The 4384-nt window shown below is 46.3% G+C and carries 4 protein-coding genes and 1 tRNA gene; 2 read left to right on the forward strand and 3 right to left on the reverse strand.

Annotated features, from left to right (window positions below; all coding sequences use genetic code 11):
* Window positions 1-384: transposase (locus OKC27_RS22400; RefSeq protein ID WP_270806725.1), on the forward strand; the 384-nt coding region annotated here is incomplete at its 5' end.
* 1119 nt (window positions 385-1503) lie between these two features.
* Here the strand turns inward: OKC27_RS22400 and OKC27_RS22405 are convergent.
* The 3 genes from OKC27_RS22405 to OKC27_RS22415 form a co-directional block, all read right to left on the reverse strand.
* A tRNA-Thr gene (locus tag OKC27_RS22405) sits at window positions 1504-1579 on the reverse strand.
* Between the two features lie 169 nt (window positions 1580-1748).
* Window positions 1749-2150: an H-NS family histone-like protein gene (locus tag OKC27_RS22410; protein WP_024946000.1), complete on the reverse strand. Its 402-nt coding sequence runs from the start codon at window positions 2148-2150 to the stop codon at window positions 1749-1751.
* A 98-nt stretch (window positions 2151-2248) separates the two neighbouring features.
* Entirely contained in the window at window positions 2249-3322 is a 1074-nt protein-coding gene (locus tag OKC27_RS22415) for a hypothetical protein (protein ID WP_133295847.1), read from the reverse strand.
* 493 nt (window positions 3323-3815) lie between these two features.
* Between OKC27_RS22415 and OKC27_RS22420 the strand changes: the two genes are divergently transcribed.
* On the forward strand, window positions 3816-4019 hold the full coding sequence (locus OKC27_RS22420; RefSeq protein WP_024946002.1) for a helix-turn-helix transcriptional regulator: 204 nt from the start codon (window positions 3816-3818) through the stop codon (window positions 4017-4019).
* Window positions 4020-4384 lie beyond the last annotated feature (365 nt).

The raw sequence follows: 4384 nt of genomic DNA on the forward strand, positions 1-4384 counted from the left end.
GAGCATGACCTCAATCAGCTGGGTAATCTGCTGCATGGAGAGGAGCAATTTGTCTCAGCCGATGCCGGCTACCAAGGAGCGCCACAGCGCGAGGAGCTGGCCGAGGTGGATGTGGACTGGCTGATCGCCGAGCGTCCCGGCAAGGTAAAAACCTTGAAACAGCATCCACGCAAGAACAAAACGGCCATCACCATCGAATACATGAAAGCCCGCATCCGGGCCAAAGTGGAGCACCCGTTTCGCATCATCAAGCGGCAGTTCGGCTTCGTGAAAGCCAGATACAAGGGGCTACAGAAAAACGATAACCAACTGGCGATGTTATTCACCCTGGCCAACCTGTTTCGGGTGGACCAGATGATACGTCAGTGGGAGAGATCTCACTAAAAACCGGAAATAACGCCAGGAATGGCGAAAAAACGGCCTAAATAGGCTAATTCGAGGTGTTTACGGGAGAACAATCGGCCCGGATCCGCGAAATTTTAATCAGCGAGCCAGCTTGGGAAGAAATGACCTGCTTATTCGCACTTTCCCTAACGAATAGGAGCTTTCGTTTCTATGGGAAAGCAGAAAACGCGATTGACTTTAAACATCCGGTTATTCTTCATTAGAACAATGGTCATGACGAGGCGAGCCTGTAAGCCTGTAAGCCTGTAAGCCTGTAAGCCTGTAAGCCTGTAAGCCTGTAAGCCTGTAAGCCTGTAAGCCTGTAAGCCTGTAAGCCTGTAAGCCTGTAAGCCTGTAAGCCTGTAAGCCTGTAAGCCTGTAAGCCTGTAAGCCTGTAAGCCTGTAAGCCTGTAAATCCAATTGTGTAGCCTCCTCCCACGAATAAATAAGTAACTTTTTCAAAAGCAACATTCGTGGGTAAGCGGATCGGTCAAGACAAGCTCAAAGCACTGGTCGCTGAGCGGGTCAAAGACATCAAGTCCGAACAGTCTCCAGGCCCTCACCCAACAGCTGATCACGCTCGTCGTCGAGACTGCACTCCGTGCCGAAATGGATCATCTGAGTATTCTGGTGAAATTGAACATTGATTCATGATCGACCGGAATATGCACAATGGACTATGACGAGATGCCAAATACGGCCGGCGCGGCGCGTGCACTGATTGTTAGCGGCTGTTCGTGCAACCAATGTGCTACTTGTAAGTAACGTGGCAAGGGAGGCTTTGGATTGGTAGACATGTCATTCCGTCATTACGCTGGGTGATGGGTAGGCACGTTGGATTACCCATTGAACGATTAGTTCAGAGAATGGCAACAAACATCCAGGCTAGCAACTTGTCAGCAAGGCTTGGGCTTCGTCGCGTATCGCACAATATCGCTGCGTGAGGAGGGAGCGCTTTTCAACTCGCCAACCGCCATGTTTCGCTAGCCAGCGCCTGGGGCGACGTGGGTCCCAACTATCAATGGCTTCACGTAATCGCGCATCCAAATCGGTACGTTCTGCGTCTAAGTCTTTTATGGCGGGCATCAGGATCTGCTATGAGAAATTCGGTGGTGATCGTGGTGCTGGCTACCGGAATCGAACTGGTGACCTACTGATTACAAGTCAGTTGCTCTACCTACTGAGCTAAGCCAGCATCATGCGCATGCTAAAGGATGTTTTGAATCATGTCATTAGAGCTGACCTCAGTCATGCGACAGAACATTACCGAGTATTCCTGGTTCGTAGCGACGAGGGCTGTCATTGATTGGGTCACTGAGCGTGTAAACAGAAAGGCCACACCGTGAGGGCATGGCCTTGTCTATTTAGATAAGGAAGTCATCCAGCTGACGACCTTGCTCGAGTTGCTCAGCCAGGAACTTGGGGGTTCGGCCCTGACCGGTCCAGGTTTTCTCTACGCCATTTTCAACGTAACGGTATTTCGGGGGCCGAGGTGCTCGTTTGGTTTTAGTCGCAGTCGCTGCTGCTGGGGCACTGCCTACCAACTCAGTCGGGTCAATACCAGCCTGAGCCAACATCGCTTGGAACTCAGCCAGCTTTTGCTGACGTTCTGCATTGGCGGCTTGCTCTTTCTCTGCGTGCTCCAGACGCTCCAGATAAATCGCTTCAATTTTCTCGTGGGCTTCTTGTATTTGCTCCAGAGACAACTCACGCAGTGCAGCCCGCAGGCTGCGGATGTTCAACAGCACTTTCAGAAATTCACTCATTATAATCACCTATCTATAAATATCGAAAACGAGGATGTAATATCATCTTTAGCATTATTTATCAAATTCTGTACGGGCAATAGGGAAAGGTACTTTGGTTAGTTAGCGTAATGCTGCTGATATGCCTTTTCGATCATCTCTTCTACCACTTGATAGATCTTGCGGTTTGAATCCCTTGCTATCTGTTTAAGCATGTCTTTATGCTCATCAGATAGCGGAATGCTCATAGACTTACGATTGTTTGAATTTATTCTATGTTTCTGCACTGCACCGCTTTTGCTCAATGATGCCATTAACAGTGCCTGATCTTTGGCGGAGAGCATATCGTAGAGCGTGATCAATGCATTTTTCTCTTTTTCTTCATTTTTAGAGTTTGATAAATCAACCCATGCTGGGGTATCGAAACTCAAAAATCTCTTTAACGTATAGGTCCACGCCCAGCCAGCCATATTATCATTTTTATTTAACCAATCAGCCATTTTTGATTTGTTTTTAATTTTATTCCATGCATATACAAGCGCCTCCATTTCGTCTTCTTTTCTTTCTCTAGATACATCCCACAAATCAAAGAACCGAATAATACACTCTTTTTTTGCATGACTACCGTCTACTAACGTAGGTAGCCCTAGACTCTCATAGAGATTTGATTTTAAACCAAAGAGGTTAACCGTAGGTAGTCGCCCCCTATCCTTTTCATCAAACTCTTCATACTCATTGGTAATGGTAAGCGATTGTTTATATTCTAATGTTCCACGGCGTTCATCAGACATTCTTAAGTATGTCCAGATGAAGTCACACTGTCGTTGATTATCGGATGATATCCACTCAAAGGCGTCTGACGTTAAATTGCAGCAGTCAAAAATATCCTTCATCAAGTATTTTATTTTAAAAGGGTCTTCGAAGCTAACGTCTCTTGCCTTTATATTCATATCTCTTAGCTTGTCAAACAAGATATCCCTTTCTACTCGTTCGCTAAGAACATCTAATATGAATGCATCAAGTTTTTTAGCAGCAACATCAATTGCAGGCATCGATACATCTCTGTTTCGCCGCCCTCGCCACCCAGCATCATCAGCGAAAAGATCATAAAGAAACATAATTTCTCTTTCTTCTTTTTTCGTATTCCACGTCACTTCAGCCATCTCAACCTCACCACCATCGATATCTACCACGCCCTCGGGAGACACAAGCAAGCATACCTCTAAGGAGTCCCATCCATGCTTGTGCCGGTAGCAAAAGACTCTGCACCAAACCAAGCGAGATGAACATTACCATGTAGATTTTAAGATGTAAACGGTCGATTTCCGATGGCTTTTGAGTTGAAATATTGGCTTTTTTCTGTTGAACTTTGGTTGATTATGTGCATGCGGGAGTTGGTGAATTATGTCCCCGCCCCCCCCCCCATAGGGGTCCCTCTCACCTCCTCGATGAGGGTCTGGATAACCTGCTCGGGGGCAGCCTGGCCCCTCCTCACTACCTTCACCAGATGATCCATCCCAGAGCAGAACGCCTACGGAGATATAAAACCGCAGCTCTTTGGGCGTTGTATATAGCTATATCTGCAAGTCTCTCGTTGATTATACCTCGAGCCTGAGTAGAGCTGTTTTTTTTCACTGGCCCGCTCTTCTGATGAAACAACCCACTACATCATCAGGAGTACACACCATGAGTAATTCCATCAAAGTCCTGCGCATCAAAGACCTCACTAACAAGATTGGCATGGCCAGGTCTACTATCTATGACTGGCTTAATCCCAAGTCTCCTCGTTATGACGAGGCCTTCCCCAAACCCTTCAAAATAGGTCAGTCCTCTAATGGTTGGTTTGAGCACGATGTTGATAGCTGGCTTATTCGTCGAAGCCAGTCTTGAATGAACTTTTTTCATCCCTAGTGAGCTCCATAACTTCCAGCGTTATAAATCATACCTTGATAGGCTCATGGGTTAGGGAAATAGCCATTCCTTCTTATATATGTTTTTTGGTATTTTCGTAGGTGAGGCAGGCGTATACCGTTTAGGTATATTTATTATTTAACATTACTTCCATTAAATTAAACATCACTTCTATTCAATACTATTCCTACGCTATGTACAGCCACCCCATATACAACCAATAACCATTACCACTATCGCGTACCATTACACCACCCCCATGTGGTGGTCAGGGCGGGAGCACACTTTGTTGATATTTTAACCAAAGAATAACTGAGCCCGATAGTCGTCATTCCAGCCGGCTC

The sequence above is a fragment of the Aeromonas sp. QDB62 genome, from assembly GCF_027705695.1.
Classification (GTDB): domain Bacteria; phylum Pseudomonadota; class Gammaproteobacteria; order Enterobacterales; family Aeromonadaceae; genus Aeromonas; species Aeromonas allosaccharophila.